Annotated in this window: 24 protein-coding genes; 2 read left to right on the top strand and 22 right to left on the bottom strand. The window is 64.0% G+C overall.

Annotated features, from left to right (window positions below; translation table 11 throughout):
• The 15 genes from AABE10_RS03060 to AABE10_RS02990 form a co-directional block, all read right to left on the bottom strand.
• On the bottom strand, nucleotides 1-927 hold the full coding sequence (locus tag AABE10_RS03060; protein ID WP_342931804.1) for an SPOR domain-containing protein: 927 nt from the start codon (nucleotides 925-927) through the stop codon (nucleotides 1-3).
• 26 nt (nucleotides 928-953) lie between these two features.
• On the bottom strand, nucleotides 954-2,264 hold the full coding sequence (gene folC, locus AABE10_RS03055; RefSeq protein ID WP_342931803.1) for a bifunctional tetrahydrofolate synthase/dihydrofolate synthase: 1,311 nt from the start codon (nucleotides 2,262-2,264) through the stop codon (nucleotides 954-956).
• 132 nt (nucleotides 2,265-2,396) lie between these two features.
• Nucleotides 2,397-3,269, bottom strand: a complete 873-nt coding sequence (gene accD / locus AABE10_RS03050) for an acetyl-CoA carboxylase, carboxyltransferase subunit beta (RefSeq protein ID WP_342931802.1) — start codon at nucleotides 3,267-3,269, stop codon at nucleotides 2,397-2,399.
• Nucleotides 3,270-3,354: 85 nt separating this feature from the next.
• Nucleotides 3,355-4,167, bottom strand: a complete 813-nt coding sequence (gene trpA / locus AABE10_RS03045) for a tryptophan synthase subunit alpha (RefSeq protein ID WP_342931801.1) — start codon at nucleotides 4,165-4,167, stop codon at nucleotides 3,355-3,357.
• 37 nt (nucleotides 4,168-4,204) lie between these two features.
• Nucleotides 4,205-5,116 carry a site-specific DNA-methyltransferase gene (locus tag AABE10_RS03040; protein WP_342931800.1) on the bottom strand — a complete coding sequence of 304 codons (912 nt, stop codon included), beginning with the start codon at nucleotides 5,114-5,116 and terminating at the stop codon, nucleotides 4,205-4,207.
• Between the two features lie 11 nt (nucleotides 5,117-5,127).
• A complete protein-coding gene (gene trpB, locus AABE10_RS03035) occupies nucleotides 5,128-6,321 on the bottom strand; it encodes a tryptophan synthase subunit beta (protein ID WP_342931799.1) in 1,194 nt (397 codons plus the stop codon).
• A 58-nt stretch (nucleotides 6,322-6,379) separates the two neighbouring features.
• A complete protein-coding gene (locus AABE10_RS03030) occupies nucleotides 6,380-7,135 on the bottom strand; it encodes a phosphoribosylanthranilate isomerase (protein WP_342931798.1) in 756 nt (251 codons plus the stop codon).
• Nucleotides 7,132-7,944: a tRNA pseudouridine(38-40) synthase TruA gene (truA, locus tag AABE10_RS03025; RefSeq protein WP_342931797.1), complete on the bottom strand. Its 813-nt coding sequence runs from the start codon at nucleotides 7,942-7,944 to the stop codon at nucleotides 7,132-7,134. The genes AABE10_RS03030 and truA overlap by 4 nt, the downstream gene beginning before the upstream one ends.
• Nucleotides 7,944-10,295: a FimV/HubP family polar landmark protein gene (locus tag AABE10_RS03020; protein WP_342931796.1), complete on the bottom strand. Its 2,352-nt coding sequence runs from the start codon at nucleotides 10,293-10,295 to the stop codon at nucleotides 7,944-7,946. The genes truA and AABE10_RS03020 overlap by 1 nt, the downstream gene beginning before the upstream one ends.
• A 147-nt stretch (nucleotides 10,296-10,442) precedes the next feature.
• Nucleotides 10,443-11,564 (bottom strand): aspartate-semialdehyde dehydrogenase, encoded by a 1,122-nt coding sequence (gene asd, locus AABE10_RS03015; protein ID WP_342931795.1) that lies wholly within the window; start codon nucleotides 11,562-11,564, stop codon nucleotides 10,443-10,445.
• Nucleotides 11,565-11,870: 306 nt separating this feature from the next.
• The gene (gene leuB, locus AABE10_RS03010; protein WP_087735653.1) at nucleotides 11,871-12,938 is read right to left on the bottom strand and encodes a 3-isopropylmalate dehydrogenase; all 1,068 of its coding nucleotides are present in this window, start codon (nucleotides 12,936-12,938) and stop codon (nucleotides 11,871-11,873) included.
• 79 nt (nucleotides 12,939-13,017) lie between these two features.
• Complete coding sequence (gene leuD, locus AABE10_RS03005) at nucleotides 13,018-13,671, bottom strand: 3-isopropylmalate dehydratase small subunit (RefSeq protein WP_342931794.1); 654 nt, start codon at nucleotides 13,669-13,671, stop codon at nucleotides 13,018-13,020.
• A 73-nt stretch (nucleotides 13,672-13,744) separates the two neighbouring features.
• Nucleotides 13,745-13,909, bottom strand: coding sequence for an entericidin A/B family lipoprotein (locus tag AABE10_RS03000; RefSeq protein ID WP_342931793.1), 165 nt, complete (start codon nucleotides 13,907-13,909; stop codon nucleotides 13,745-13,747).
• Complete coding sequence (gene leuC / locus AABE10_RS02995; RefSeq protein WP_342931792.1) at nucleotides 13,906-15,315, bottom strand: 3-isopropylmalate dehydratase large subunit; 1,410 nt, start codon at nucleotides 15,313-15,315, stop codon at nucleotides 13,906-13,908. The genes AABE10_RS03000 and leuC overlap by 4 nt, the downstream gene beginning before the upstream one ends.
• 192 nt (nucleotides 15,316-15,507) lie before the next feature.
• Nucleotides 15,508-16,752: a DUF1479 domain-containing protein gene (locus AABE10_RS02990; protein ID WP_342931791.1), complete on the bottom strand. Its 1,245-nt coding sequence runs from the start codon at nucleotides 16,750-16,752 to the stop codon at nucleotides 15,508-15,510.
• A gap of 147 nt (nucleotides 16,753-16,899) precedes the next feature.
• On the opposite strand from AABE10_RS02990, the gene AABE10_RS02985 reads away from it, so the two are divergent.
• The gene (locus AABE10_RS02985) at nucleotides 16,900-17,862 is read left to right on the top strand and encodes an AraC family transcriptional regulator (protein WP_342931790.1); all 963 of its coding nucleotides are present in this window, start codon (nucleotides 16,900-16,902) and stop codon (nucleotides 17,860-17,862) included.
• Between the two features lie 77 nt (nucleotides 17,863-17,939).
• Here AABE10_RS02985 and gltA read toward each other — a convergent pair whose 3' ends face one another.
• The 7 genes from gltA to AABE10_RS02950 all read right to left on the bottom strand — a co-directional run bounded on the left by gltA (nucleotide 17,940) and on the right by AABE10_RS02950 (nucleotide 23,847).
• On the bottom strand, nucleotides 17,940-19,241 hold the full coding sequence (gene gltA, locus AABE10_RS02980; RefSeq protein WP_342931789.1) for a citrate synthase: 1,302 nt from the start codon (nucleotides 19,239-19,241) through the stop codon (nucleotides 17,940-17,942).
• An 82-nt stretch (nucleotides 19,242-19,323) separates the two neighbouring features.
• On the bottom strand, nucleotides 19,324-19,596 hold the full coding sequence (locus AABE10_RS02975; RefSeq protein ID WP_090871098.1) for a succinate dehydrogenase assembly factor 2: 273 nt from the start codon (nucleotides 19,594-19,596) through the stop codon (nucleotides 19,324-19,326).
• 1 nt (nucleotide 19,597) lies between these two features.
• Nucleotides 19,598-20,302 carry a succinate dehydrogenase iron-sulfur subunit gene (locus tag AABE10_RS02970; RefSeq protein WP_008924387.1) on the bottom strand — a complete coding sequence of 235 codons (705 nt, stop codon included), beginning with the start codon at nucleotides 20,300-20,302 and terminating at the stop codon, nucleotides 19,598-19,600.
• Nucleotides 20,303-20,324: 22 nt separating this feature from the next.
• Entirely contained in the window at nucleotides 20,325-22,100 is a 1,776-nt protein-coding gene (gene sdhA / locus AABE10_RS02965) for a succinate dehydrogenase flavoprotein subunit (protein WP_342931788.1), read from the bottom strand.
• A 4-nt stretch (nucleotides 22,101-22,104) separates the two neighbouring features.
• On the bottom strand, nucleotides 22,105-22,473 hold the full coding sequence (gene sdhD / locus AABE10_RS02960; RefSeq protein WP_342931787.1) for a succinate dehydrogenase, hydrophobic membrane anchor protein: 369 nt from the start codon (nucleotides 22,471-22,473) through the stop codon (nucleotides 22,105-22,107).
• 4 nt (nucleotides 22,474-22,477) lie between these two features.
• Nucleotides 22,478-22,894: a succinate dehydrogenase, cytochrome b556 subunit gene (gene sdhC, locus AABE10_RS02955; protein WP_342931786.1), complete on the bottom strand. Its 417-nt coding sequence runs from the start codon at nucleotides 22,892-22,894 to the stop codon at nucleotides 22,478-22,480.
• 152 nt (nucleotides 22,895-23,046) lie between these two features.
• Nucleotides 23,047-23,847 (bottom strand): GntR family transcriptional regulator, encoded by an 801-nt coding sequence (locus tag AABE10_RS02950; RefSeq protein WP_087735664.1) that lies wholly within the window; start codon nucleotides 23,845-23,847, stop codon nucleotides 23,047-23,049.
• Between the two features lie 543 nt (nucleotides 23,848-24,390).
• Here AABE10_RS02950 and AABE10_RS02945 point away from each other — a divergent pair.
• Nucleotides 24,391-25,374 carry a malate dehydrogenase gene (locus AABE10_RS02945; protein WP_342931785.1) on the top strand — a complete coding sequence of 328 codons (984 nt, stop codon included), beginning with the start codon at nucleotides 24,391-24,393 and terminating at the stop codon, nucleotides 25,372-25,374.
• The last annotated feature ends 183 nt before the right edge of the window (nucleotides 25,375-25,557 follow it).

The following is a 25,557-nucleotide window of genomic DNA, read 5'->3' as shown; positions in this document are numbered from 1 at the left end:
TTACTGCGCGGTGCCGTTGTTCGCACCCGACGTCAGGCCCGCCTCGCGCACCTTCGCGATAGCCGCCGACGCCGCCGCGCGGTCCGCGAACGGACCGGCACGCAGCAAGGTGCGGGTCGAGCCGTCTGCCTGCTTGCGACGCTCCGTATATGCGGGCACGCCCGCCGCTTTCAACTTGCTCGCCCACGTATGCGCGCTGGCGTCGTCCTGGAACGCGCCCAGCTGGACGGCGAAACGGTTGCCGGGAGGCGCCGCGGGCGTGCCCGATTCGGTGCCGGAAGCGGCAATTTGCGTGGTGTCCGTGACGGCGGGCTTCTGTTCGGCCTTCTGCTCTGGCCTCGCGGCCGGCTTCGCTTCGGCTTGCGGTTTGGCAGCGGGCTTCGCGGCCTGAGCCGGCGTATTGTTCGCGACGACGGCGGGCGCCTGCGGCTTCGCGGGCGTCATGGCGATCGGCGCGCTCCGGCTGTCGTGCTGCGATGCGATGGCACCCGTTGCCGCCGTGCCCGACGCGGTGCGGGCAAGCCCGGATGCAGCCAGCGCGGCATCCGGAGCGGCGGGATTGTCGGGCGCGACGCCCGCTTGCGTGTCGGCGTCGTCTGCCGCACGCGACTTCGGGATCGGGCGGCTCGGAATGTCGATGGAAATGTCGTCGGTGACGGGCTTCGGATGCGAGTCGAGCACCATCGGCAGAATCACGACGGCGGCGATCACCAGCGCGATTGCGCCAACCAGGCGCCGGCGCGCGCGCTGCTTCTCGGGAAGCGTGGGGTCGAGCATCATCGCATCGGCGTCGCCGGAACGGTCGGTGCGGCGGCTGCGCCGTTCGACCCGCTCAGCGCGCTCGGCACGACTGCCGCGACTGGAACTGGAATTTGCGCCGCGCCGCGTAGGTGCGTCGTCTTTTTTGCCGAACGAGAAAATACCCATGAATGGCTTGGTCGAGGCCCGCGCGTTCAGTGTTGCTGCGATTTACGGTAGGCCATTACGCCTGCAACCGTATAGAAACTGCCGAAAACCACAATTCTATCATTGTCGGATGCCCGTTTTAGCGCATCCTGGAAAGCTTCTGCCGGTGTCGCAAAACGTGCGACAGTCGAGTCCGGCCCATCGACGACGCCGGCGTCGCGCAGCGCCGTTTCCAGTTCTTCGGCGCTCGCCGCGCGCGGCGTCGGCAGATCCGTCACGCACCAGTGGTCGATCTCGCCCTTCAGGTGCGCCACCACGCCCGCGATGTCCTTGTCGCGCATGGAGCCAAATACGGCGTAAGTGTACGGAAAATAGCCCATATTGCCGAGATTTTGGCCCAACACGGCGGCGGCATGCGGATTATGCCCGACGTCGAGCACGATCGACGGCTTGCCGGGCAGCACCTGGAAGCGTCCCGGCAATTCGACGTTGGCGAGACCCAGCCGGATATCCTGCGCCGACACGGGCAGACGGTCGCGCAACGCTTCGAGCCCCGCCAGTGCCGCCGACGTATTGATCAGCTGATTCGCGCCGCGCAGCGCCGGATAGGCGAGCGCCGAGCGGCGCATCGACGGGCCGATGTAGCTCCACTGCTGGCGCTCGCTGCCCGCCTGGCCTTCGTAGCGGAAATCGCGCCCGAAGAGCCACAGATCGGCGCCGATCTTCCCGGCATGCTCGATGAGCGTCTGCGGGGGAACAGGATCGGCGCAGATGGCCGGCTTGCCCGGACGGAAAATGCCCGCCTTCTCGAAACCGATTTTTTCGCGCGTATCGCCGAGGAAGTCAGTGTGATCGATGTCGATGCTCGTGATGATCGCGCAATCGGTATCGAGGATATTCACCGCGTCGAGGCGCCCGCCGAGCCCCACTTCGAAGATCACGACGTCGAGGCCGCGCTCCGCGAACAGATGCATGATCGCGAGCGTCGTGAATTCGAAATACGTCAGCGAGACGGGCTCGTGCAACGACCGGCGCGCCTGCTCGACTACGTCGAAATGCGGCAGCAGTTCGGCGTCCGTCGCCATCTGGCCATTGATCCGCGCGCGTTCGTTGAACGCGAGCAGATGCGGCGACGTGTGGCAACCGACGGAATAGCCGGCGCGCAGCAGGATCGACTCGAGAATCGCGCACGTCGACCCCTTGCCGTTCGTTCCGCCGACCGTGATGACCGGGCACGCAAACGACAATTGCAGCGCGTCGCGCACCTGGCTGATGCGGGCAAGGCCCATGTCGATGCCGACGGGATGCGCGGATTCCAGATGCGTGAGCCACGCATCGAGGGTGGGGAAAGTGGTCATCGGATGAAACTGAAGTGCGGATCGAAATTATCCTGGAAATGACAACGCGCCGCTTGATTACCTCTCGCGGCGCGTTGGTTTTTCTTACCGGCTGCGCGGTTCAATTGCGCGGCCGTTGGCGTGGACAAGCGATCAGGCGACGGCGTCGGCCGGCTGGCGCGTCAGCAGCGCCATGAGTTTCGCCAGCTCTTCGCGCAGCTTGCGGCGGTCGACGATCATGTCGATCGCGCCCTTTTGCAGCAGGAATTCGGCGCGCTGGAAGCCTTCCGGCAGCTTTTCGCGCACGGTCTGCTCGATCACGCGCGGGCCGGCGAAGCCGATCAGCGCTTTCGGCTCGGCGATCACGACGTCGCCCAGGAACGCAAAGCTCGCCGACACGCCGCCCATCGTCGGATCGGTCAGCACGGAAATGAACGGCAGCTTCGCTTCGGCGAGCCTGGTCAGCATGGCCGTGGTCTTGGCCATCTGCATCAGCGACAACAAGCTCTCCTGCATGCGCGCGCCGCCCGAAGCGGTGAAGCAGACGAACGGCACGTGCTGCTCGATCGCGTTCTGCACGCCGCGCGCGAAGCGCTCGCCGACCACAGAGCCCATCGAGCCGCCCATGAACGCGAACTCGAAGCACGCGACGACGACGGGCAGCGTGTGAATCGCGCCGCCCATCACGACCATCGCGTCGGTTTCATCCGTCTCGTCCATCGCCTCTTTCAGGCGATCCGGATACTTGCGGCTGTCCTTGAACTTGAGCGCGTCGACGGGGAGGATTTCCTGGCCGATCTCATAACGGCCTTCCGGATCGAGCAAGCCGTCGAGCCGTTCGCGCGCGCCAATCCGCATGTGGTGATCGCATTTCGGGCAGACATGCAGATTCGCCTCGACGTCATTGCGGTACAACACCGCTTCGCACGACGGACATTTGATCCACAGCCCTTCCGGAATGCCCTTGCGGCTTTTCGGATCGGTTTGCTTGATTTTCGGCGGCAACAGTTTGTCGAGCCAGCTCATGGTCATTCCTTCCAGGGTTCGCGATACGCAAGGCGGCGCGGTCCGATCCGCGCCGCCAGCGTAACGGCGACAAAATTATTGTTTATCAGGCAGTTGCGCCGACGCTGTCGATGGCCCGGCGAATTTCGGCGATGAAAGTCGTCAGCTTGCTGGCAGCGGACTCGGGTGCCGCTTCTTCGAGCAATTGCACGATACGGCTGCCGATCACGACGGCATCGGAAACCTCGGCGACCGCGCGCGCCGACTGCGCGTCGCGGATGCCGAAACCGACGCCTACGGGCAGCGGCACGCGCGACTTGATGGCCGGGATTTTACCCGCGATGCTCAAAACGTCCAGATTTGCAGCGCCCGTCACGCCTTTGAGCGACACATAGTAGACGTAGCCGCTCGCGATTTTACCAACCTCGGCGATGCGCTCGTCCGTCGACGTCGGCGCGAGCAGGAAAATCGGATCGATCCCGGCCGCCTTCATCTTTTCGGCGAAGTTAGCCGATTCTTCGGGCGGATAGTCGACGACCAGCACGCCGTCGACGCCCGCTTCCTTCGCAGCGGCTGCAAACGCGTCGGCGCCCATGCGCTCGATCGGATTCGCGTAGCCCATCAGCACGACGGGCGTTTTGTCGTCGGTTTCGCGGAAGCGCTTGACGTCGGCGAGCACGTGCTTCAGCGACACGCCCTTCGCGAGCGCGCGCTCCGACGACTGCTGGATCACGGGGCCGTCGGCCATCGGATCGGAGAACGGCACGCCGAGTTCGATGACATCGGCGCCGCCTTGGGCGAGCGCGTGCATGAACTCGACGGTGCGCGCCGGGTCTGGGTCGCCGGCGGTGATGAACGGGATCAGGCCTTTTTTGCCTTGCGCGGCCAGCGCCGCGAACGTCGATTGAATACGGGACATGGAATTTTCTCGAAGTCGATGAACTGCGCGACGTGACTCAAGCCGCCGGATCGGCGACGATTGCCTTGCCGCGAGGAACGGGCTTGGGTGGATTCGCCGCCAGGCTGACGCGTTCTCGCGCTATCGCGCAGTAACTTTCATTGATCTCATAGCCGACGAATTCGCGCTTCTGGCGTGCGCAAGCGACGGCCGTCGTGCCGCTCCCCATGAACGGGTCGAGCACGCGGCCACCCGGCGGACAACTCGCGAGAACCATCCGCTCGACGATTTCGAGCGGCTTCTGCGTCGGGTGCGCGACCCGCTCGGCGTGCTGCCGATGCAGGCGCGAGACCGACCAGACGTCCTTCGGGTTGTAGCCGAGCTCCAGCCACTTGCTGCCTTCGAACAACTTGCGCGAACGCGCCTTCTTCGTGGCGGCATCGTACGGGATGCGGACGGGGTCGAGGTCGAAATAATAGTCCTTCGACATTGCGAAATAACCGATGTTGTCGTGCACGGACGTGAAGCGGCGCGTCGTGCCGCCCATGCTCGGCACGCGCCGGTCCCAGATGATCTCGTTGATCATCGTGAGCCTGCTCTTCAGGAACACGAAGATTTCCGGCGCGTACTGCCACGTGCAGAAGATGTACAGCGAACCCGACGGCTTGAGCTTCGGAATGGCCAGATCGAGCCAGTCACGCGTCCAGGCGAGAAAGCTCTCGCCCGAGCGCATGTCCGAATCGTTGCCATAGTCCTTGCCCAGACCGTACGGCGGATCGGCGACGATCAGATCGATCGAGCCATCCGGCAGATTCGCTGCCTCGGTCAGAAAATCGCGGTTCAGAAGCTCGATGCCCGCCGGCAACGGCAGCAGCGATGCAGCGCCCGCGTGCAGCGACAACTCGGCGACGCCTGCTTCGGCGTCGCCGTTCAGCGCAGGCGGCTGCGGCTCCTCGAACTCGTCGCGCATCGTCTGGGCGCTCAGAACTCGATGCCCGATCGCTCGGCGACCGTGTGCATGTCCTTGTCGCCCCGGCCCGACAGATTCACCAAAAGGATTTGGTCCTTCGGCAGCGTCGGCGCGAGCTTCGCCGCGTATGCGAGCGCGTGACTCGACTCCAGCGCGGGAATGATGCCTTCGATGCGGCAGCAGTCGTGGAACGCCTTGAGCGCCTCTTCGTCGGTGATGCCGACGTACTCCGCGCGCCCGCTGTCCTTGAGCCACGCGTGCTCAGGACCGACGCCCGGATAGTCGAGGCCCGCCGACACCGAATGCGTCTCGATGATCTGGCCGTTCTCGTCCTGGAGCAGGTACGTGCGGTTGCCGTGCAGCACGCCCGGGCTGCCGCCGATCAGCGATGCCGCGTGACGCCCCGTATCGATGCCGTCGCCGGCAGCTTCCACGCCGATCAGCTTCACGGAAGTGTCGTCAACGTACGGATAAAAGATACCCATCGCGTTCGAACCGCCGCCAACGCACGCGATCACGGCGTCCGGCTGCCGTCCGGTCAGTTCGGGCATCTGCACCTTGCATTCGTCGCCGATCACGCGCTGGAAATCGCGCACCATCATCGGATACGGATGGGGACCGGCCACCGTGCCGATGATGTAGAAGGTATTTTCGACGTTCGTGACCCAGTCGCGCATCGCTTCGTTGAGCGCGTCCTTCAGCGTGCGCGAGCCCGATTCGACGGGCACGACGGTCGCGCCGAGCAGTTTCATCCGGTAAACATTGGCGGCCTGGCGGCGCACGTCCTCGGCGCCCATGTACACGACGCACTCCATGCCGAAGCGCGCCGCGATCGTAGCCGTGGCAACGCCGTGCTGTCCGGCGCCCGTCTCCGCGATGACGCGCGGCTTGCCCATGCGCTTCGCGAGCAGCGCCTGGCCGATCACGTTGTTCACCTTGTGCGCGCCCGTGTGATTCAGGTCCTCGCGCTTCAGATAAACCTGCGCGCCGCCGAGCAGTTCGCTCCAGCGTTGTGCGTGATAGACAGGGGAAGGACGACCGACGAAATACTTCAGTTCGCGCTCGTATTCGGCGATGAAGTCCGGGTCTTTCGAGTATTTTTCGTATGCTTGGCGCAGCTCGTCGAGCGCGTGAATCAGGGTCTCGGCGACGAACACGCCGCCATATTGGCCGAAGTGGCCACGTTCATCGGGTAAGTTGTACATATTCCGTCACTCTTCTCAGTGTGCCGCTGCCTGCGCGGTGCGCGACGCGGCCTGGGAATCATCCGGCGTCCGCTTCGCGCACCGCGCGCACGAACGCCGCCATCCGGGCGTGATCTTTCACGCCCTTTGCGCCCGGCACTTCGATGCCGCTGGAGACATCGACCGCGTACGGGCGCACGCGATGAATCGCTTCACTGACGTTTTGCGTGTTCAACCCACCACTCAAAACGGCCCGACGCGCGAGCTCTGCTGGAATAAGTGACCAATCGAAGACCTTCCCGCCGCCGCCATAGCCTTCGACATGAGTGTCGAACATGAGACCGTTGGCGGCTGAATAGTTAAGGGCTGATTTTATCAAATCGGCCGGTTGAGTATCGGGCGCAATTCGCAGCGCGCGCAACCAAGGCAAACCCGCAATGCCCGCCAGTTTCTCGCACTGCTCGGGCGTTTCGTCGCCGTGGAACTGGAGCATCGTCAGCGGCACGTTGCAGGTGACTTCGCTGAACCACTCCGGCGTCGGATTCACGAACAGCCCGACCACCGACACGAACGGCGGCACGACGCGCGTCATCTCGACGGCCTGCGCGACGCTTAGCGCGCGCGGGCTCGGCGGATAGAACACGAGGCCGATCGCGTCGGCGCCGAGTGCGACGGCATGCGCGACGTCGGCGGCGTTGCCCAGCCCGCACAGCTTGACGCGCGTGCGGTGCGGGACGATTTCGTCGGAGGGCGAGACGCTTTCGGCGGAGTTATCGTCGGATATCGCTGCGGAAACCGCAGAAACGGACGGATCGGCGGATTTGGCGGAAGTCATGAGTCAGTCCAAACAGTGCTCCACGGGACGCTGCCCGCCTGCGGCGCAGGCACAGCGAACTCCTCAGGATAGCCCACTTGTGCAAGATACAGCCCGTCGGGCATGAACGTAGGCGCGGCCTGATTCCGGTCGAGGCTGTCGAGCACTTCGGCGAGCCACGTTGCCGGATAGCGTCCGCGGCCCACGGCCACGAGACATCCCATCAGATTACGCACCATGTGATGCAAAAACGCGTTCGCCCGAAAGCGGAAATGGATAAAGTCGCCCTGCGGCCGGATATCGATCTGGTACAGATGCTTGACGGGTGTCTTTGCCTGGCACTCCGACGAACGGAACGCCGAAAAATCGTGCTCGCCGATCAGGCAGGTGGCCGCTTCGCGCATCGCGTCGATGTCGAGCGGCGTGTGGATCCAGCCCGCGCGGCCCACGAGCATCGGCGAGCGCACGGGATGCACGTACAGCGCGTAATAGTACGTGCGCTCGAAGGCGGAAAAGCGCGCGTGAAAGGCCTCGGGCATCGGCTTTGCCCACTGCACGGCGATCGTCTTCGGCAAAAACGCGTTCGTGCCGCGCACCCACGAAAATTCCGCGCGATTCAGTTCTGTATCGAAATGCACGACCTGCCCGAGCCCGTGGACGCCCGTATCCGTGCGCCCGGCGACGACTGTCTGCAGCGGCGTCTGCGCGAATTCGCGCAGCGCGCGCTCGAGCTCGTCCTGCACCGTCTTGCCGTGCGGCTGCGACTGCCAGCCGCAAAACGCTGCGCCGTCGTACTGGATGCCAAGCGCAATACGCTTCACGACAGACATCACGAAAGCGGCGCGAGCGTCGACAGCAACGCGCGTGCATGGGCGCGCGTCGCGGCATCGTTCGATTCGATCACTTCGTTGATCAGCGTGCGCGCGCCGACGACGTCGCCAAGATCGATGTATTCGACGGCCAGATCGAGCTTGTTGCGGGCGATCCGCGCGAGCTCTTCCGGCGTGAACGCGGGCACGGCCTGCGACGGGCCGGGCGGCAATTCGAGGTCGAAATCGAGGTTCAGCGCGCCGAACGGCGCGGCGCCCAGGCCCGCGACGGCAGCCGCACCTGCGGTGCCGGCGACGATTTCATCGGCGGCGGCGGGCGGCTCGGGCGCGTGCTCGGGGATCGCCTGCTGCGCCGTGATGTCCGGCGTCACGACGGGCTGCGTGGTCAGCGATGCAGGCGGCGTCGCGGTGTGCGCGCCGAGCGTCTCCGGCAAGTCGAACTCCGCTGCGGGCTCAGCGTGCTCGGCGCGCGGCGGCAACGCGAAATCGTCGAGGCCGTCGAGCGCGTGGATGGCGTCGCGCGGAAAATCCGCGATGGCGGGCCCCAGCGGCGGCGGCTCGCCTAATGGGAAACGCTCGGGCGTCGACGGCTCGTCGGGCAACGCGAGCGAGTCGTCGTCGGGCAGCGGCTCGATCAGTTGTTCGTGTTGAACGGCGGGTTCGGCGTGGCCCTGTTGAATCGGCGGCGTGGCGGGCGAGGTGGGCGGCTCGAAAGTCCGCTCGCGAAACGCCACGTCCGGCGTCGCGCCGAGATCCAGCTTGTGCGCTGCGGGCGCCGTTTCCGGCGCTTCTTCGGATGGCACTTCTTCGAATGCTTCAAGCGCCTGGTGCGCGGCCGGCTCGATGGACGCCTGAATCGGCGTTTCGTCGAGCGAGGGCTCGACGCGCGTCGTCTCAGCGGCGTGATCCGCCGTCTGCGCAACCTGTTCGCGCGCGGCCTGTTCCTGCGCGGCGGCCTCGGCGGCACGCGCTTCGTCGCGCGCGGGATCGAGCGACTCGCGCGGCAATGCGTCGGCGCCCAGCGATGCAGCCGCCGCCAGACCCGCTTCAGCCGACGCGGCGTCGAACGTTTCTGGCTCCGACTTCGCTTCGATTTCGGCGGCGGGCTCAGTCGGAGCGGTGTGCGGCGCTTGATGCGCGTCGGCGGGCGACGTCGATGGCGCGTTCGGCTCGGCAGGCGTTTCGTTGAGAACCCGGGCCGCATCCGGCGCGACGCGCGGCGTTTCATCGCCGGGAGCGGACGGCTCGTTTGCCGCTGCCTCGTTTGCCGACTCTTCGCGCGCGGCCTTCCGGCGCCGGCGCATCGTCAGACCGGCCAGCAGCGCCACAAGCGCCGCGCCGACGGCGGCCGCCACGCCCAGATACTCCTGCGGAATACGGGCGGATGCGCTGGCAGGATGCGCCGTTGCGGGTGCGGGTGTCGGAGCGGCGGGGGTCGCGCTGGCGGGCGCGCTGGCGCTACCCGTCGAACCCGACGGCTGTGTCGTGCCCGGCGCGGTCGCAGCGTTCCCGTTCGACGCCGGCTGCTTGCCGATGCCATGCTTCTGCAATTCCATCAGCACGCGGTTCTTCAGCGCCAGCAACTGCTGCAAGCTCGAAACCTGCGGATGCGGCTGTGACGCGGGCTGCGCGCCGGCGGCCGGCCCGCTGCTCTGGATCGAGCCCGTCCACCCGTGCGCGCCGCTCGCCGCCGATGCCGATGGCGCGGTCGTGCCCGCGGCCTGCGAGCCAGCCACCGGCGCCGTTTCGGTCGATGCTGGCACGCTGGCGCCTGGTGAAGACTGCGCCGCAGCCGACGACGAAGCGCCCGTTCCGGCGGCCGCGCTCGCGCCTATATCGGCGGGTGCGGCAGGCGTCGATGCCGCTGGTGCTGGCGCCGACGTCGTCGCCGAAGCGTTAGCCGCTGTCTGTGGCGCCGCGCCCGGTGCGGACGCCGCCCCCGCTGCCGCAGCTGCGCTGGCTGCCGCACCCGTCGCATCGACGGGCGGCAGGTTCAGGACGGCACCCAGCCGCAAGCGGCTCGGATCGTGCCCCATGAACGCGTTCGGATTCGCATCGAAAATCGCTTTAGCCGCGCGCGCCAGCACCGCGCGATCGTGCGATTGCGTGAGCGCGATCGCGGCATCGTTCAGCGATTGACCCGGCCGAACGGTGAATTGCGCTGCGCCGGCGTCCGTACCGGACGGCGCGCCGGCCGTCGCAGCGGCGCTCGCCGCGCCTGTCGCGGCTGTCTGCGCGAATGCCGCGCCGGGTGTCGAAAGTGCGCCGGCAAATACGATCGCGACTGCTGCCGCGATCTGATGCGAGCCGCTGCGCAAAGCGGCGGGAAGAGTCTGGAATCGGGCCGTCATCGGGACCTTTTTTGCATGGCCATGGGGCGCATGTTGAAGAGTGTTGGCGACAAGATTCGGTAATGCCCCAATGAAAAAAGCGCCGCGAGAATCGCGACGCTTTCTGGTTTTTTTACGCGTCGTTGAACTGATCGCGCGTAGTTTACTTTACTTGTCGAGCAGAATGCGAAGCATACGACGCAGCGGCTCCGCAGCGCCCCACAGCAACTGGTCGCCGACCGTGAACGCGGACAGGTATTCGCCGCCCATCGCCAGCTTGCGCAGACGGCCGACGGGAACCGTTAGCGTGCCCGTCACCACGGCGGGCGACAGATCGCGGATCGACGCTTCGCGTTCGTTCGGCACGACTTTCACCCAGTCGTTCGACGATGCAAGGATGCCGTTCACTTCATCGAGCGGCACGTCCTTCTTCAGCTTGATGGTCAGCGCTTGCGAGTGGCAGCGCATTGCGCCGATACGCACGCACAGACCGTCGACAGGGATCGAGCCGGGCTCGCCCATCGCGGGCTTGCCGAGAATCTTGTTGGTTTCCGCGCCGCCCTTCCACTCTTCCTTCGACATGCCGTTCCCGAGATCCTTGTCGATCCACGGAATCAGCGAGCCGGCGAGCGGCACGCCGAAGTGGTCGGTCGGCATGCGTTCGCTGTTCATCGCGGACAGCACGCGGCGGTCGATGTCGAGAATCGCCGACGACGGATCGGCCAGGTCTTCCTTCGCTGCGCCGTACAGCGTGCCCATCTGCTGCAGCAGTTCGCGCATGTTTTGCGCGCCCGCGCCCGATGCGGCCTGATACGTCATGGCCGTCATCCAGTCGACGAGGTTTTCGCGGAACAGGCCGCCCAGCGCCATCAGCATCAGGCTGACCGTGCAGTTGCCGCCGATGAAATTCTTCTGGCCCTTGACCAGCGCGTTCTTGATCACGTCGAGGTTGACGGGATCGAGAATGATGACGGCGTCATCCTTCATGCGCAGCGCCGACGCCGCGTCGATCCAGTAGCCGTTCCAGCCCGCTGCGCGCAGCTTCGGGAACACTTCGTTCGTGTAGTCGCCGCCCTGGCAGGAAATGATGGCGTCGCACTTCTTCAGGTCGTCGATGCTTGTCGCATCTTTGAGCTTGGTCTCGTTCTTGGCGAACGACGGCGCATTGCCGCCCGCGTTGCTGGTGCTGAAAAACACCGGTTCGATCAGATCGAAATCGCGTTCCTCTTGCATACGCTGCATCAGGACGCTGCCGACCATGCCGCGCCAACCTACGAGACCTACGTTCATGACTTACCCTTCGAGTGGACACTTCCCCGCAACTTTGCCCGGCGTGACCGCGCGGGGAAGATGGGCGGGCACGACGGACGATCAGCGCTTCGTGATCGTTTTCGGGGTAATCGTTTTGGTGGTAATGGCGAGCGCAACCACGCGGGCCGTTTTGCCGCGCAGTGTCGAAATCGAGGTGATTTGAGGAATCGTCGCCATCGTTGGAGTCTACACGAAAACCCGTTTTTGCGGCGCGCACGCCGCGATTTGCGTGAATCGGCGCGAAACCGGCCGATTCACGCGTATTTGCCTTTAAAACTGCGCGCGTTACAGCGCGGCGACGACGGCATCGCCCATCGCCGACGTGCCGACCTGCTGGCAACCCGGCGTGACGATGTCACCCGTGCGATAGCCCTGCTCCAGCACTTTCTTCACGGCGCTTTCGATGCGGTCGGCCTGCTCGGCCTTGTTCAGCGAATAACGCAGCATCATCGCGGCCGAGAGAATGGTCGCCAGCGGATTCGCGATGCCTTTGCCCGCGATATCGGGCGCCGAACCGTGCGACGGCTCGTACAGGCCCTTGTTGTTCTTGTCGAGCGACGCCGACGGCAGCATGCCGATCGAGCCCGTCAGCATCGCGGCCTCGTCGGACAGAATGTCGCCGAACATGTTGCCCGTGACGATCACATCGAACGACTTCGGCGCCTTCACGAGCTGCATCGCCGCGTTGTCGACGTACATGTGCGACAGCTCGACGTCCGCGTATTCCTTCGACACGTCGATCATGATGTCCTTCCAGAACTGCGACGTTTCGAGCACGTTCGCCTTGTCGACGGACGTCAGCTTCTTGCCGCGCTTTTGCGCCGCCTGGAACGCGACGTGCGCGATGCGGCGGATTTCGGGCTCCGCATAGCGCATCGTGTCGAAGCCTTCCTTCGCGCCTTCGAACAGACCGTCCGGCGCCTGGCGCACGCCGCGCGGCTGGCCGAAGTAGATGTCGCCGTTCAGTTCGCGCACGATCAGGATGTCGAGGCCCGAAACGATTTCCGGCTTCAGCGACGAAGCGCCCGTCAACTGCGGATAGCAGATCGCCGGACGGAAGTTCGCGAAGAGCTGCAGATGCTTGCGCAGGCCGAGAATCGCTTGCTCCGGGCGCAGCGAGCGCTCAAGCGAATCATATTTCCAGTCGCCGACCGCGCCGAACAGAATCGCGTCCGCTTCCTTCGCGAGCTTCAGCGTGGCTTCCGGCAGCGGATGGCCCGCCGCTTCGTAGCCCGCGCCGCCGACGGGCGCCTCTTCCAGCTCGAACTTCTCGCCGAGCACGTTCAGAACCTTGACTGCTTCCTTGACGATTTCCTTGCCGATGCCGTCGCCCGGCAACACTGCGATCTTCATGCGTATTCCTTGTTGATTTCCATCAGGCCTTCATTCGGCGCTTCAACGCGTGAGCGCGAGCGCGACACGAACGCGCGCTTCAGCGCACGAGGCGGTGATTCAGCCACGGCTGCTTCGCGATGCGCTCCGCTTCGAACTGGCGGATCTTGTCCGCGTGACGCAGCGTGAGACCGATGTCGTCGAAGCCGTTCAGCAGGCAGTACTTGCGGAACGCGGCAACCTCGAACGGGTACTCGGAGCCGCCGTCCGTCGTGCGCACGACCTGCTTGTCGAGATCGACGGTCAGCTGGAAGCCGGTGAACGCAAATGTTTCGTTGAACAGATGGTCGACCTGCTGCTCCGTCAGAACGATCGGCAACAGGCCGTTCTTGAAGCAGTTGTTGTAGAAGATGTCCGCGAAGCTCGGCGCGATGATCGCGCGGAAGCCATACTGTTGCAGCGCCCACGGCGCGTGCTCGCGCGAGCTGCCGCAGCCGAAGTTCTGGCGCGCGAGCAGTATCGACGCGCCCTGGTAGCGCGGCTGGTTCAGCACGAAATCGGGATTCAGCGGACGCTTCGAGTTGTCCTGACCCGGCTCGCCGTGATCGAGATAACGCCACTCGTCGAACGCGTTCGGACCGAAGCCCGTGCGCTTGATCGACTTCAGGAACTGCTTCGGAATGATCGCGTCGGTGTCGACGTTTTCGCGATCGAGCGGCGCCACGACGCCGGTGTGTACGATGAATTTTTCCATGACGCTTTCGCCTGTTCGAAGCCGGACGGCGCGCGCAGTGCGCGGCAAGCGCGTCCGGCGAATCAAAAACCGCTTACTTTTCCGCCTTGTTGCTGATCGACCCGCCCAGATGCTGCAGGTCTTCGCCAAAGCCATGCACCGTGTTGCAACCGGCGAGTCCGAGCAGCAGCCCGGCGAGCGTCGCGAGTGCGAATCGGCGCAGAAGTGCGATGCGATCGATGTTCATGTTGCGTGTCATCCCAGCTTGCGAATGTCGACGAAATGCCCTTCGATGGCGGCGGCCGCTGCCATTGCGGGGCTCACGAGGTGCGTGCGTCCGCCCGCGCCCTGACGGCCTTCGAAATTGCGGTTCGACGTGGACGCGCAACGCTCGCCCGGCTCGAGCCGGTCGGCGTTCATCGCGAGACACATCGAGCAGCCCGGCTCGCGCCATTCGAAACCGGCGTCGGTGAACACCTTGTCGAGCCCTTCGCGCTCGGCTTGCGCCTTCACGAGACCCGAGCCGGGCACGACCATCGCGAGACGGACGTTCGACGCAACGCGTCGGCCGAGCTTCCTCACGACCCACGCGGCCGCGCGCAGGTCTTCGATGCGCGCGTTCGTGCACGAGCCGATGAAAATCTTGTCCGGCTTGATCGATTCGATGGGCAGATTCGGTTCGAGCGCCATGTATTGCAGCGCGCGTTCCATCGCGTCGCGCTTCACCGGGTCTTTCTCTTTCTCCGGATCGGGCACGCGGCCGTCGACGGACGTGACCATTTCCGGCGACGTGCCCCACGTGACCTGCGGCACGATGTCAGCGGCGTTCAGCTCGACCACGCGATCGAAATGCGCGTCCGCGTCGGACATGAACTGCTTCCAGTACTCGACGGCCTGATCCCATTCGACGCCTTCCGGCGAGAACGGACGGCCCTTCAGGTATTCGATCGTCGTGTCGTCGACGGCGACCATGCCGGCGCGCGCGCCCGCTTCGATCGCCATGTTGCAGACGGTCATGCGGCCTTCCATCGACAGCGCGCGAATCGTCGAGCCGCCGAATTCGATTGCGTAGCCCGTGCCACCCGCCGTGCCGATCTTGCCGATGATCGCGAGCACGATGTCCTTCGCGGTGCAGCCGCGCGGCAACGCGCCTTCGACCTTCACGAGCATGTTCTTGCTCTTCTTCTGCAGCAGCGTCTGCGTGGCCAGCACGTGCTCGACTTCCGACGTGCCGATGCCGTGCGCCAGCGCGCCGAACGCGCCGTGCGTCGACGTGTGCGAGTCGCCGCAGACGATCGTCATGCCCGGCAGCGTCGCGCCCTGCTCCGGCCCGATGATGTGCACGATGCCCTGGCGCAGGTCGTTCATCTTGAACTGCGTGATGCCGAACGAATCGCAGTTCGAGTCGAGCGTATCGACTTGCAGCTTCGATATGGGATCGGCGATGCCGTGGCTGCGATCCGTGGTGGGAACGTTGTGATCCGACACAGCCAGATTCGCGCTGATGCGCCACACCGGGCGCTCCGCCATCTTCAGGCCTTCGAACGCCTGCGGGCTGGTCACTTCATGCAGCAGATGACGGTCGATGTAAAGAATTGCCGTACCGTCTTCTTCCGTGTGGATCACGTGCGTGTTCCACAATTTGTCGTAGAGAGTCTGTGCCATGGTATGCGGGGTAGTAATGACAACGGGCAGTTCGTGTCCGATCGATTATGCCACGCAGTTGGCGCCACAGGCTCGCCAGCTATCGAAAAAACCGATAAAAAACATGGGGTTGGCTGGTAGTGCCGATACCTGTATCGGCACTACCAGCGCCTCGCGCTTCGCATCCCTCGTTTCGGCGCCCCGCACGCTCGCTCAGAGATCGAACCCGAGTTGCGCGCGGCCGAGCGGCGTCAGATCGCTTTCGGTTGCGCGTCCGACGAAGTCTGTTTCGAAGTGATCGGACGGAAAATCGGGCGGGCTCTCGCCGCGCTGGAAGCTCGGCAACTGGCGCTTCTGATACGCCTCGTTCTTCGCGCACCAGGGCGCCGACGCGATATACATCACGTTGCTATAGCCGGTGCCGCGATGCGCGTCTTCGACGGAATGCACGACATCGCAGTGCCAGAAGACGGCGTCGCCCGGCTGCATGTGGGGAATTGGCGTGACGGCTTCGAGCAGCAATGCGTGCCATTCGCGCTTGATCGACAGCGCGCGCGACGGTTGGGCGCCGCACAACTCGTCGTCGGGGACGTCGTCCTGAAGCGCGCGCAGCAGGATGTAAGGCATCGCGTTCGCGATCGGGACCAGTTGCAGCGTGCCGTCGCCGGGACCTTGCGCCGTCAGCGCCGTCCAGCCCTGGAACGTGCGGAACATCGAGCACACGGCGGGCGACGGAATCTCTTCGGCATCGGGACGGAACGCGGCGTCGTAGGCATCGTACGCGCGCCAGTTGCCCGACAGCACGTGCCGATAGACCTTCCGGTAATTCGGATCGAGCCACCGCTCGACCGAGCCGCCATCGACGTGCGGCGACAGGCCCAGCGATTCCGATCCCGGCGGCCGCCGACGGATACGGTCCGCGTAGACGGGCACGCGATCGGGATCGAAGTGGCGCTTGCCTTCGCTTTCCGCGCGCCATAGCCGGTTGAGAAACACGCGCGTGTTCGTCAACTGCTCGGACTGCCGCGCGAGCGTCTGGGGTTTCGACCAGTACACGCCGTAAATCTGCGGCTTGCTCGACACGAGCGTGCCGAAGTACTTGTCCTCTGCGCGATGCGCGAGCTTGTCGTCGAGGCGGTTGCGCTCGACGTATTGCCCGATTTCGTCGTTCCATTCGCTCGCCTGCTGCGGATCGAACACGCGGCGCACGACACATGCGCCACGCTCCTTGATGCGCGCGACGACGCGAGGATCGACGTCGCCCGACGCAATAGACGCGTAGTCGAATACGGGTATCGCCTCCTCGCCGCGCTCGCGCTCGCGGCGAATCGCTTCGACCTGCCGGGCGATCGCGCCTTCGACTTCGCGGAACACCTTCGCATAGTCCGGTAGCGCATCGCGCAGCGCGCGTTTCGTGCTGCGAATCGCCTCGGGAATGTCGTCGATGATGAGTGGCATGGCATGTCTCCGTTGGGCTGATCCTGTACCGCCAGATTAGGCATCCTGGACGGACATCGGCGATGCAATCCAGCCATTTATCGATACAATCCGGACACGTAGCCAACGCCACCGTACCGCGCGAGCGACCATAGCCAGGAGCCGCCGATGAAGCCGCAATACGAACGCGTGACGATTCCCGACGGCTGCTCGGTGCGCGTCTATCACCGGCGGCTCGCGCAGATTCCGTTCGAATGGCATCACCATCCGGAATACGAACTCACGCTCACGCTGAACAGCCGGGGCCGCCGCTTTATCGGCGATCACGTCGACGACTATGCCGCCGACGATCTCGTGCTCGTGCCGCCCGACATGCCGCACACGTGGGCGTCGACGGCGCCCGTCGATGCGGCGCGTCCGCAGGTGGCGATCGTCGTGTGGTTCAGCGGCGATTGGGCGCGGCGCGTGGCCGACTGCTGCCCCGAGTTTGCGCCGCTTTCCAGGCTGTTGCGCCGCGCCGCGCCGGGCCTGCATTTCGATCCGGCCGCAACGGCCATGATGCGCGGGCAAGTCGATGCGCTGCTCGATGCGGAACCGCGCACGCGCCTTTCCGCCGTGCTCGACATCCTCGCCCGGCTCGCCGATGCCGGCGCGCAGCCGCTCGCGTCGCCGTCGGCGCACGCGGGCAAGCCCGACGAGATGGCTTCCGAGGCCGAGCGCCTGAACCGTGTGCTCGATCTCATCGACAGGCGCTTCGGCGAGCCGCTGCGTATCGCCGATCTGTGTGCGGTCGCGCATCTTTCCGAGCGCTCGCTGCATCGCCATTTCATGCGGCACGTCGGCGAAAGCGTGGGACGCTATCTGAGCCGCGTGCGCATCGGTTACGCGTCGCGTCAACTGACAGCGACGACGTGGCCCGTTTCCGTGATCGCGACGAAAGCGGGCATTCCGAATCTCGCCAACTTCAACCGGCAGTTCCTCGCGACGCGCGGCATGACGCCGAGCGCGTGGCGCCAGTTCTTCGAAACGCACGGACATGCACCCGCCGGCACGCCGCAGCCCCCGCTCGACGTGCGCCCGCCGTCGCTGGAGCAAACCGGCCGGCGCAAGCGAACGGCGCGCACAAAATAAAACACCCCAACGGCGAACCGTCGGGGTGTTTCGTCGATGCATTCGACGCGTGCTCGAGGCGCTATAGCGCCCGTTGTTTAGCGCTGAGCGATCGGCTTTGCTTCGCGCGGCGTTTCGCCGATGAAGAGCTGACGCGGACGGCCGATCTTCTGTTCGGGATCGGCGATCATTTCGTTCCACTGCGCGATCCAGCCGACGGTACGTGCCATCGCGAAGATGCACGTGAACATCGACGTCGGGATGCCCAGCGCGCGCTGCACGATGCCCGAGTAGAAATCGACGTTCGGGTACAGCTTGCGCGACACGAAGTACTCGTCTTCCAGCGCGATCTTTTCGAGTGCCATCGCGAGCTTGAACAGCGGGTCGTCGTGCAGGCCCAGTTCGTTCAGCACTTCGTGGCACGTTTCGCGCATCAGCTTCGCGCGCGGATCGTAGTTCTTGTACACGCGGTGGCCGAAGCCCATCAGTTTCACGCCCGAGTTCTTGTCCTTCACCTGCTTGATGAACTCAGGAATGTTGTCGACCGAGCCGATCTCTTCCAGCATGTTCAGCGCGGCTTCGTTCGCACCGCCGTGCGCCGGGCCCCACAGACATGCGATACCGGCTGCGATACACGCGAACGGATTCGCGCCCGACGAACCCGACAGACGCACCGTCGATGTCGACGCGTTCTGCTCGTGGTCTGCGTGCAGGATCAGGATGCGGTCCAGCGCGCGGACCAGCACTTCATTAACCTTGTACTCTTCGCACGGGTTCGAGAACATCATGCGCATGAAGTTCGCGCTGTACGACAGATTGTTCTGCGGATACACGAACGGCTGGCCGATCGAGTACTTGTACGCCATCGCGACCAGCGTCGGCAGCTTGGCGATCATGCGGATCGCGGAGACGTCGCGGTGGCGCGGGTTATTGATGTCGAGCGAGTCGTGGTAGAACGCCGACAGCGCGCCAACTGCGGCGACGAGAATCGCCATCGGATGCGCGTCGCGGCGGAAACCGCGGAAGAAGAACTGCATCTGCTCGTGAACCATCGTGTGGTTCGTGACCGTCTTCACGAACTCGTCCTTCTGCGCCTGGTTCGGCAGATCGCCCTTCAGCAGCAGGTAGCACGTTTCGAGGAAGTCGGCGTTTTGCGCGAGATTGTCGATCGGGAAGCCGCGATACAGCAGCTCGCCCTTGTCGCCGTCGATGTAGGTGATCGCCGAGTTGCACGACGCCGTCGACATGAAGCCCGGATCGTACGTGAACTTGCCGGTTTGACCGTACAGCTTACGGATGTCGATCACGTCCGGGCCCATCGAACCCTTGTAAATCGGCATTTCAACGCTCGGCGAGTTGTCGCTGAACGATAGCGTGGCTTTAACATCTGACGGGGTCATAGCACATCCTCAATCGAAAGTATGGAAACAGGGTTTCGATAATTGCACGCCTGGATCAAACTTACCTGCGCACCTGTGACGCTCACACAGTGCGCAGCATCTCCAGCACCCGCGCGACGTCGGCGTCGGCGAGGTCGCCTTCCGGTTCCTTGCGTGCGAGAAGCAAGTCCATCAGGTCGTTATCGCTCAGTTCGAGCAGGCGCGTGAGCGCGCCCACGTCCGCATCACTGAGGTCATGCTCATATCGGCTGAAAAAACGCTCGAAGATCAGATCGTTTTCCAGCAGGCCGCGCCGCGCGCGCCAGCGGAGACGCGCGCGGCGTAGAGGGTCGGACTGATGCGATGATCCGTCCATCTCAGACAGCGCGGCGAACCATCAATTCCTTGATCTTGCCGATCGCCTTCGTCGGATTGAGGCCCTTCGGGCACACGTCGACGCAGTTCATGATCGTATGGCAACGGAACAGACGGTACGGATCTTCCAGGTTGTCGAGACGCTCGCCCGTCGCCTGGTCGCGGCTGTCCGCGATGAAGCGATAGGCTTGCAGCAGGCCCGCCGGGCCGACGAACTTGTCCGGGTTCCACCAGAAGCTCGGGCACGACGTCGAGCAGCTGGCGCACAGGATGCACTCGTACAGGCCGTCGAGCTCGTCGCGTTCTTCCGGCGACTGCAGACGTTCCTTTTCCGGCGGCGGCGTATCGTTGATCAGGTACGGCTTGATCGAGTGATACTGGTTGAAGAACTGCGTGAAGTCGCAGATCAGGTCGCGCACGACGGGCAGGCCCGGCAGCGGACGCAGCACGATCTTCTGCGGCAGGTCGTTCAGGTTCGTCAGGCAGGCAAGACCGTTCTTGCCGTTGATGTTCATCGCGTCCGAACCGCACACGCCTTCGCGGCATGAACGGCGGAACGACAGCGTTTCGTCCAGTGCCTTCAGCTTGACGAGCGCGTCCAGCAGCATGCGCTCGTGCGAGTCGATTTCGATCTCGTACGTCTGCATGCGCGGCGCGGCGTCCTTGTCCGGGTCGTAGCGATAGATTTCAAAAGTACGCTTGGCCATTTCTCAGATCCTTTGATGTGCCTTAGAAGGTACGCGCTTTCGGCGGCACCGATTCGACGGTCAGCGGCTGCATGTGAACCGGCTTGTAGTCGAGGCGATCGCCTTCGCTGAACCACAGCGTATGGCGCAGCCAGTTTTCGTCGTCGCGATGTTCGAAGTCGCTCTGCGCGTGCGCGCCGCGGCTTTCCTTGCGAGCCTCCGCCGACACCATCGTCGCGCGCGCCACTTCGATCAGGTTCTCCACTTCGAGCGCTTCGATGCGCGCGGTGTTGAACACCTTCGACTTGTCCTTCAGATGGACGTGAGCCGCGCGTTCCTTCAGTTCCTTCATCTTTTCCACGCCTTCAGCCAGCAGCTTCGACGTGCGGAACACGCCTGCGTGCGCCTGCATCGTCGAGCGAATGTCGCCCGCGACTACCTGCGCGTATTCACCGGAGCTGGAGTTGTCGAGCTTCGCGAGACGCGACAGCGCGAAGTCGGCAGCGTCGGCCGGCAGCGGCTTGTGTTCCTTGATTTCCTTCACATGCTTGACGATGTGGTTGCCGGCGGCGCGGCCGAACACGACGAGGTCGAGCAGCGAGTTCGTGCCCAGGCGGTTCGCGCCGTGGACCGACACGCACGAGCATTCGCCGACGGCATAGAAACCGTTGACGGGCTCTTCGTGACCCTTCGACGTACCCACGACCTGGCCGTGGATGTTCGTCGGAATGCCGCCCATCTGGTAATGGATGGTCGGCACGACGGGGATCGGCTCCTTGATGCAGTCGACGTTCGCGAACTTCAGCGCGATTTCGCGGATCGACGGCAGACGCTTCATGATCGTCTCGGCGCCGATGTGCGACAGATCGAGCAAGACGTGGTCCTTGTTCGGACCGACGCCGCGGCCTTCCTTGATTTCCTGGTCCATCGAACGCGAAACGAAGTCGCGCGGCGCCAAATCTTTCAGCGTCGGCGCGTAGCGCTCCATGAAGCGCTCGCCGTTCGAGTTGCGCAGAATGCCGCCTTCGCCGCGCACGCCTTCCGTGATCAGCACGCCAGCGCCTGCCACGCCCGTCGGGTGGAACTGCCAGAACTCCATGTCCTGCAGCGCGATGCCCGAGCGGGCCGCCATGCCGAGGCCGTCACCCGTGTTGATGAACGCGTTCGTCGATGCCGCGAAGATGCGGCCCGCGCCGCCCGTGGCGAACAGCGTGGTCTTGCCTTCGAGGATGTAGACGTCGCCCGTTTCCATTTCGAGTGCGGTCACGCCCAGCACGTCGCCGTCGGCGTCGCGGATCAGGTCCAGCGCCATCCATTCGACGAAGAACGTCGTCTTGGCTTCGACGTTCTGCTGATACAGCGTGTGCAGCAGCGCGTGGCCGGTACGGTCAGCCGCCGCGCAGGCGCGTTGCACGGGCTTTTCGCCGTAGTTCGCCGTGTGGCCGCCGAACGGGCGCTGATAGATCGTGCCGTCCGCGTTGCGATCGAACGGCATGCCGAAGTGTTCCAGTTCATACACGGCGTTCGGCGCTTCACGGCACATGAACTCGATCGCGTCCTGGTCGCCGAGCCAGTCGGAACCCTTGATCGTGTCGTAGAAGTGATAGTGCCAGTTGTCTTCGCTCATGTTGCCGAGCGATGCGCCGATGCCGCCTTGAGCAGCGACCGTGTGCGAGCGCGTCGGGAAGACTTTCGACAGCACGCAGACCGACAGGCCCGCGCGCGCGAGTTGCAGCGACGCGCGCATTCCGGAGCCGCCCGCGCCGACGATGACCACGTCGAAGCGGCGACGCGGCAGAGAATTCTTGATTGCAGCCATTCTTTTACACTCTCCAGAGAATCTGCGCAGCGTAGCCCGCGCAAGCGAGCAGCCAGACGATCGTCAACGCTTGAAGCAGAAGGCGCGTGCCAACGGGCTTGACGTAGTCCATCCAGATGTCGCGCACGCCGACCCAGGCGTGATAGAACAGCGACAGCAGCGTGACGAAGGTGGCGAGCTTCATCCACTGCGTAGCGAAGATCGCGGCCCAGCCGTCGTAAGAGAATGCCTGCGCGCCGAAGAACCAGCACAGCAGAATGATGGTGTAGACGGCCATGATGACGGCCGTGATGCGCTGTGCGAGCCAGTCGCGCAGACCGTAGTGAGCGCCGACGACGAGGCGCTTCGAGCCAACACGGTTATTAGCTGACATTTTTTTAGAATGCTCCGAACAGTTTGAGCGCGAATGCGATCGTCAATAGCGACGACACGATGAACACGACGATCGACGTATTCTTGCCGCGTTCCTTCGACACTGCGTCATGGTTCATGTCCATCAACAGGTGACGGACGCCGGCGCAGAAGTGGAACAGGAAGGCCCACGCGAGAACCAGCGTAATGAGCTTGACGATGATGTTGGACAGGAAGCCCTTGAAAACTTCGAAACTGAGTTCGGATGTGAGACTCTGATCGAAGAGGTACAGCAGGAACGGAAGGAAGATGAAGAGCAGTCCACCGCTTACACGGTGAAGAATCGACACGCGCCCCGCGAGAGGAAGACGGTATGCCGTCAATATCTGCCCGATACCGATGTTCCGGAATTCCGGCCTCGGTTTTTTTACGGCTTCAGCCATGCTAGACCCCTACTATGTAGTCACACTAATCCGCGATTTTAGCGCCTTTTTATTTCGCGCTGCAGCGAAACCCCGCACAAGACAGCGTTACGCCACGCGCATGTAAAGGCACAGGCAAGCCTCGCCGCAAGCCCACGGCAAAGCTGCTTCTCTCAACTCAAGTCGTTCTGATAGTAATACCCGGTTGTGACATACCATCCTCGTCGAACTTCGACGGGACGATCCCCATAGGTATAGGACACGCGCTCCACGGATAACAGCGGAAATCCCGTCGGCACATGCAGCAGATCTGCAACGGCCGGGTCCGCTGCAACCGCGCGAATCTTCTCCGATGCGCGGATCATTCGCGTGCCGAACTCCGTTTCGAACATCGCATAGAGCGGCCCCTTGTACTCCGACAGGCGCTCGAGCGTCAGCCCGCGGAACACGCCACCCGGCAGCCAGATCTCGTCGAGAACGGTGTCTTCGCCGTCGAAGGTCAGGAGGCGCTTGATCAGCACGACGGGATCGGCCGGCTTCAGATCCAGTTGCCGCGCAATCTCCGCCGACGCGCGCAGCCGGCGGCATTCGAGCAGCCGGCTGATATGCGGATGCTCGGCGCCGTCGTCGGCGAGAAGGCGCAGGAAGCGGAATTGGGCGCGGTCTTCGTTGTGCGTGGCAACAAACGTGCCTTTGCCCTGGCGGCGCACCAGCAGATTGTCGGCGGCGAGTTCGTCGATCGCCTTGCGCACGGTGCCCTGGCTGACCTTGTAACGCGCGGCCAGCTCGACTTCACTAGGAATGATCTCGCCGGGCTTCCATTCGCCCGACTCGAGACTCTGCGTGATGAGCGCCTTGATCTGCTGATAAAGAGGACTGAAGGTCGGCGATGGAGCCGGCGTGGAGACAGGCGCGGCGTCACCCGCGCCGGACGCGCCGGGAGGGTTTGCTGTGCTGGCCTGGTTCGAATTCATGCGCGCATTTCAACACAAAGCGCCTCGCGCCGTCCAGATTTTTTACCGCAATAATTATGTCTTATATAAGACATAAGATACTGTTGACTTTGTGCCTCCCGAATCCTACACTCCTTGTCGAGCAAGGGTTTGCGGGTAGTGCCACGCATTTTTGACACCGCTTTGTGTCAACGGCGTGATGCGCTGAAGGCCACCCTGCATCACGCCGTTCCCTCACGCAGTCCAGGTTTCGCTTCGCCCTGCATTGCCCGGCTTGCGCCGTCAATGTCCGCCGAAACGCGCTGTTTGCAGGAGCCCGCGCCATGCAGCGGCCACGCGCGGCATCGCCGCGAGGCGAGCCTCGTCAGCATCCCCCGTTCCCCGCGCTCGGCAGCACCGATTATCCGGCATGGCGGTTTCGCCGGCGGCGCGCCTTCTGGCCTTCTCGTGAGCGCCCGCAAGGCTCGCGCAGCGAATTTGCCGTGCTTAAACCACGCTTCGCGTAACGCGCATATAGAATGGCGTTTTCCCTAGCGTTCAACGCATCGTCCTGGAGATTTCTCAATGGCTAAGCCCGCAAAGCGCGTTGCCGTCACTGGCGCCGCAGGTCAAATCGGTTACTCCCTGCTGTTCCGTATCGCCAATGGCGACATGCTCGGCAAGGACCAGCCGGTCATCCTGCAGTTGCTGGACCTGCCGCAAGCGCAAGCCGCCGTCAAAGGCGTCGTGATGGAACTCGAAGACTGCGCGTTCCCGCTGCTCGCGGGTGTCGTGGTGACTGACGATCCCAAGGTCGCATTCAAGGATGCGGACGTCGCACTGCTGGTCGGCGCGCGTCCGCGTTCGAAAGGCATGGAGCGTAAAGACCTGCTGTCGGCAAACGCCGAAATCTTCACGGTTCAGGGCAAGGCGCTGAACGAAGTCGCAAGCCGCGATGTGAAGGTGCTGGTCGTCGGCAATCCGGCGAACACGAACGCGTACATCGCGATGAAGTCGGCACCCGATCTGCCGAAGAAGAACTTCACGGCCATGCTGCGCCTCGACCACAACCGCGCGCTGTCGCAACTGGCCGCGAAGTCGGGCAAGCCCGTTTCGTCGATCGAAAAGCTCGCGGTGTGGGGCAACCACTCGCCGACGATGTACCCGGACTTCCGCGTCGCAACGGCAGAAGGCCAGGACCTGACGAAGCTGATCAACGACGACGAATGGAACCGCAACACGTTCATCCCGACGGTCGGCAAGCGCGGCGCGGCGATCATCGAAGCACGCGGCCTGTCGTCGGCGGCTTCGGCAGCCAATGCTGCAATCGACCACGTGCGTGACTGGGTGCTCGGCACGAACGGCAAGTGGGTGACGATGGGCATTCCGTCGGACGGCTCGTATGGCATCCCCGAAGACATCATCTACGGCGTGCCCGTGACGTGCGAAAACGGCGAATACAAGCGTGTCGAAGGCCTGTCGATCGACGCGTTCTCGCGCGAGAAGATGGACAACACGCTGAACGAGCTGCTCGAAGAGCGCGACGGCGTTCAGCACCTGCTCGGCTAATCGCCCGATGCAGACACGAACCGGGACTCCGTTGCAGCGCGACGGGTTCCGGTTTTTTACGTGCGATCTCTTGCATGATGCTCTGCGCGGCAGACGGCATGCAGCAGATCGCAACTGATCCGAACGCGTTTTGATTCAACAGCCTGTTCGACTCGCTTCGCGCGACTTGCTTCGACGCGGGCC

This window comes from Paraburkholderia diazotrophica (assembly GCF_038900755.1).
Classification (GTDB): Bacteria; Pseudomonadota; Gammaproteobacteria; order Burkholderiales; family Burkholderiaceae; genus Paraburkholderia; species Paraburkholderia diazotrophica_A.
This window is presented reverse-complemented; position numbering and strand designations above follow the sequence as displayed.

What these genes read in the sequence shown, in the direction of transcription:
- AABE10_RS03060 (WP_342931804.1), bottom strand. Translation starts at nt 927, where the DNA reads ATGGGTATTTTCTCGTTCGGCAAAAAAGACGACGCACCTACGCGGCGC.
- folC (WP_342931803.1), bottom strand. Translation starts at nt 2,264, where the DNA reads ATGACCACTTTCCCCACCCTCGATGCGTGGCTCACGCATCTGGAATCC.
- accD (WP_342931802.1), bottom strand. Translation starts at nt 3,269, where the DNA reads ATGAGCTGGCTCGACAAACTGTTGCCGCCGAAAATCAAGCAAACCGAT.
- trpA (WP_342931801.1), bottom strand. Translation starts at nt 4,167, where the DNA reads ATGTCCCGTATTCAATCGACGTTCGCGGCGCTGGCCGCGCAAGGCAAA.
- AABE10_RS03040 (WP_342931800.1), bottom strand. Translation starts at nt 5,116, where the DNA reads ATGCGCGACGAGTTCGAGGAGCCGCAGCCGCCTGCGCTGAACGGCGAC.
- trpB (WP_342931799.1), bottom strand. Translation starts at nt 6,321, where the DNA reads ATGTACAACTTACCCGATGAACGTGGCCACTTCGGCCAATATGGCGGC.
- AABE10_RS03030 (WP_342931798.1), bottom strand. Translation starts at nt 7,135, where the DNA reads ATGACTTCCGCCAAATCCGCCGATCCGTCCGTTTCTGCGGTTTCCGCA.
- truA (WP_342931797.1), bottom strand. Translation starts at nt 7,944, where the DNA reads ATGTCTGTCGTGAAGCGTATTGCGCTTGGCATCCAGTACGACGGCGCA.
- AABE10_RS03020 (WP_342931796.1), bottom strand. Translation starts at nt 10,295, where the DNA reads ATGACGGCCCGATTCCAGACTCTTCCCGCCGCTTTGCGCAGCGGCTCG.
- asd (WP_342931795.1), bottom strand. Translation starts at nt 11,564, where the DNA reads ATGAACGTAGGTCTCGTAGGTTGGCGCGGCATGGTCGGCAGCGTCCTG.
- leuB (WP_087735653.1), bottom strand. Translation starts at nt 12,938, where the DNA reads ATGAAGATCGCAGTGTTGCCGGGCGACGGCATCGGCAAGGAAATCGTC.
- leuD (WP_342931794.1), bottom strand. Translation starts at nt 13,671, where the DNA reads ATGGAAAAATTCATCGTACACACCGGCGTCGTGGCGCCGCTCGATCGC.
- AABE10_RS03000 (WP_342931793.1), bottom strand. Translation starts at nt 13,909, where the DNA reads ATGACACGCAACATGAACATCGATCGCATCGCACTTCTGCGCCGATTC.
- leuC (WP_342931792.1), bottom strand. Translation starts at nt 15,315, where the DNA reads ATGGCACAGACTCTCTACGACAAATTGTGGAACACGCACGTGATCCAC.
- AABE10_RS02990 (WP_342931791.1), bottom strand. Translation starts at nt 16,752, where the DNA reads ATGCCACTCATCATCGACGACATTCCCGAGGCGATTCGCAGCACGAAA.
- AABE10_RS02985 (WP_342931790.1), top strand. Translation starts at nt 16,900, where the DNA reads ATGAAGCCGCAATACGAACGCGTGACGATTCCCGACGGCTGCTCGGTG.
- gltA (WP_342931789.1), bottom strand. Translation starts at nt 19,241, where the DNA reads ATGACCCCGTCAGATGTTAAAGCCACGCTATCGTTCAGCGACAACTCG.
- AABE10_RS02975 (WP_090871098.1), bottom strand. Translation starts at nt 19,596, where the DNA reads ATGGACGGATCATCGCATCAGTCCGACCCTCTACGCCGCGCGCGTCTC.
- AABE10_RS02970 (WP_008924387.1), bottom strand. Translation starts at nt 20,302, where the DNA reads ATGGCCAAGCGTACTTTTGAAATCTATCGCTACGACCCGGACAAGGAC.
- sdhA (WP_342931788.1), bottom strand. Translation starts at nt 22,100, where the DNA reads ATGGCTGCAATCAAGAATTCTCTGCCGCGTCGCCGCTTCGACGTGGTC.
- sdhD (WP_342931787.1), bottom strand. Translation starts at nt 22,473, where the DNA reads ATGTCAGCTAATAACCGTGTTGGCTCGAAGCGCCTCGTCGTCGGCGCT.
- sdhC (WP_342931786.1), bottom strand. Translation starts at nt 22,894, where the DNA reads ATGGCTGAAGCCGTAAAAAAACCGAGGCCGGAATTCCGGAACATCGGT.
- AABE10_RS02950 (WP_087735664.1), bottom strand. Translation starts at nt 23,847, where the DNA reads ATGAATTCGAACCAGGCCAGCACAGCAAACCCTCCCGGCGCGTCCGGC.
- AABE10_RS02945 (WP_342931785.1), top strand. Translation starts at nt 24,391, where the DNA reads ATGGCTAAGCCCGCAAAGCGCGTTGCCGTCACTGGCGCCGCAGGTCAA.